Source organism: Amnimonas aquatica, from assembly GCF_002943415.1.
GTDB lineage: Bacteria > Pseudomonadota > Gammaproteobacteria > Pseudomonadales > Moraxellaceae > Perlucidibaca > Perlucidibaca aquatica_A.
The window spans coordinates 1-1,967 of sequence record NZ_PTQZ01000263.1 but is presented as its reverse complement, the minus strand read 5'-3'; the positions used below and the strand labels follow the sequence as shown (position 1 = coordinate 1,967).

Annotated in this window: 4 protein-coding genes and 1 tRNA gene; 4 read left to right on the top strand and 1 reads right to left on the bottom strand. The window is 65.7% G+C overall.

Translation table 11 applies throughout. The features are described 5' to 3' along the window. The 4 genes from C5O18_RS08855 to C5O18_RS08840 all read left to right on the top strand — a co-directional run. Positions 1–379, top strand: a 379-nt coding sequence (locus tag C5O18_RS08855) for a phenylalanine--tRNA ligase subunit beta-related protein (protein WP_478209690.1), incomplete at its 5' end; no start/stop codon positions are given. 94 nt (positions 380–473) lie between these two features. Continuing rightward, on the top strand, positions 474–776 hold the full coding sequence (gene ihfA, locus C5O18_RS08850; RefSeq protein ID WP_105193228.1) for an integration host factor subunit alpha: 303 nt from the start codon (positions 474–476) through the stop codon (positions 774–776). Continuing rightward, complete coding sequence (locus tag C5O18_RS10935; protein WP_105193226.1) at positions 757–1,179, top strand: MerR family transcriptional regulator; 423 nt, start codon at positions 757–759, stop codon at positions 1,177–1,179. The genes ihfA and C5O18_RS10935 overlap by 20 nt, the downstream gene beginning before the upstream one ends. A 53-nt stretch (positions 1,180–1,232) precedes the next feature. After that, positions 1,233–1,309 (top strand) — tRNA-Pro (locus C5O18_RS08840). Positions 1,310–1,443: 134 nt separating this feature from the next. On the opposite strand, the gene C5O18_RS08835 is transcribed toward C5O18_RS08840, so the two are convergent. Continuing rightward, positions 1,444–1,590, bottom strand: coding sequence for a lmo0937 family membrane protein (locus C5O18_RS08835; RefSeq protein ID WP_105193224.1), 147 nt, complete (start codon positions 1,588–1,590; stop codon positions 1,444–1,446). Between the last annotated feature and the right edge of the window lie 377 nt (positions 1,591–1,967).

The window sequence follows — 1,967 nt, the reverse complement described above, 5'->3', positions numbered from 1 at the left end:
GGCCAGGACGCTGGATCTCGATGGACCGGTATTCCTGTTCGAGCTCGAGCTGTCGGCGCTGACCGAAGGTACGCTGCCGGTGTTCCGGCCGCTGTCGCGCTTCCCGGAAGTGCGCCGCGACCTGGCCCTGGTGGTGCCGGACACGCTGCCCGCCGGCGAGGTGCTGGCCGTTGCTCGCGGTGCCGCCGGCGACAGCCTGCGCGACCTGCAGGCGTTCGATGTCTATCGCGGCCAGGGCACGACGGCGGGCACCTACAGCCTGGCCATCGCGCTGGTCTGGCAGCATGCCGAACGCACGCTGCAGGACAGCGAGGTGCAGGCCTGGACCGAACAGGTGCTGGCCGACCTGGCCGGGCAGGGTGTGCGGTTGCGCGCCTGAGCGTGCTTCTGGCATGTTCGCCACGGAGAATGACACATGTGGCCGCCGCCGGTTCGCCGGCGGTGCCGTGATGCAGGGCTGACACGAGGTTGACATGGGTGCACTGACCAAGGCCGACATGGTGGAGCGACTGTTCGACGAGCTCGGACTCAACAAGCGCGAGGCCAAGGAGCTGGTGGAGCAGTTCTTCGAGGAGATCCGGCAGTCGCTGGTCGACGGCAGCCCGGTCAAGCTCTCGGGTTTCGGCAATTTCGAGCTGCGCGACAAGCGCCAGCGTCCCGGTCGCAACCCCAAGACCGGCGAGGAGATTCCCATCACCGCCCGGCGCGTGGTGACCTTCCGTCCCGGTCAGAAGCTCAAGCAGCGGGTAGAGGACCATGTCGGACAATCTGTCTGAGGCGGTCGTCCTGCCGGACATTCCCGGCAAGCGCTATTTCACGATCGGAGAGGTCAGCGAACTCTGCGACGTGAAGACGCATGTGCTGCGCTACTGGGAACAGGAGTTTACCCAGCTGCGGCCGGTGAAGCGCCGTGGCAACCGTCGCTACTACCAGCGTCAGGATGTGCTGCTGATCCGGCAGATCCGCGACCTGCTCTATCACCAGGGCTACACCATCCAGGGCGCGCGCCAGCAGCTGCAGGAACAGCGCCAGCAGGCCCGTGCCGAGGCGGAGCCGCTGCCGGTCGCGGCGGTACCGAGCCTGGGCAGCCAGACCCCGGACACGGTCTGGCACCTGGCGCTTGGCGAAATGATCGACGATCTCGAACAGATTGCTCAGATGTTGAGCCACGAGCGCTGATACGCGCTGGACAATGCCTGGCGATTCAGTATGATGCGTCCTTCGTGAAGTGTCGGGGCGTAGCGCAGCCTGGTAGCGCATCTGCATGGGGTGCAGAGGGTCGCAGGTTCAAATCCTGCCGTCCCGACCACGAATCAATTCGCTGAAGCCGTTGCGCCCCTGGGGGGCGCAGCGGCTTTCTGCTTTCTGGCCCGGTGCTTTCTGCGACCGTCTTGCCGCCATGCGCCCATCGCGGCGTGCAACGTGGCAGGTCTGGGCCATCCGCTATACCTGCCGTCCCTGGATCAGGCGCACCAGCACCATGACCACTGCGACGACCAGCAGTATGTGGATGAAGCCGCCCAGCGTATACGACGACACGAGCCCGAGCGCCCAGAGGATCAGCAGGATGACGGTAATGGTCCAGAGCATGGTGACTCTCCCTGTGGTCTGCGAAGCGGGGTGCAGGTACCCCGGTGAAGGTGCCTGTGCAGGAGGGACATTCGCCCTGACCGCACCAGCACTCGCCTTCCTCAACGTGTCCGGTGTGCCGGCCGGCGACAGGATGCTGCGCGCTGGCCGATGAGCGGTCCATGGCTGTTCCGGCGGCAGACCGGCCGGAGGCTTGCCCGGGAGCGGTCGTTTTCGCCTCAGATCGCCTTCTCGCGCGGCTTTGCGGCGCACACGGTGGCGATGGCGGCGGCACCCTGGGTGTCGGGGGCCATTTCGGTGTACTGCAGTTCGTCGTATGTCATTTCACTCAGCAGATAACCATCCTCGCGGTAGAGGGAGAGCTGCTTGCTGGCCAT

Coding starts and splice junctions, on each gene's coding strand:
- ihfA (WP_105193228.1), top strand. CDS start 474: ATGGGTGCACTGACCAAGGCCGACATGGTGGAGCGACTGTTCGACGAG.
- C5O18_RS08835 (WP_105193224.1), bottom strand. CDS start 1,590: ATGCTCTGGACCATTACCGTCATCCTGCTGATCCTCTGGGCGCTCGGG.
- C5O18_RS10935 (WP_105193226.1), top strand. CDS start 757: ATGTCGGACAATCTGTCTGAGGCGGTCGTCCTGCCGGACATTCCCGGC.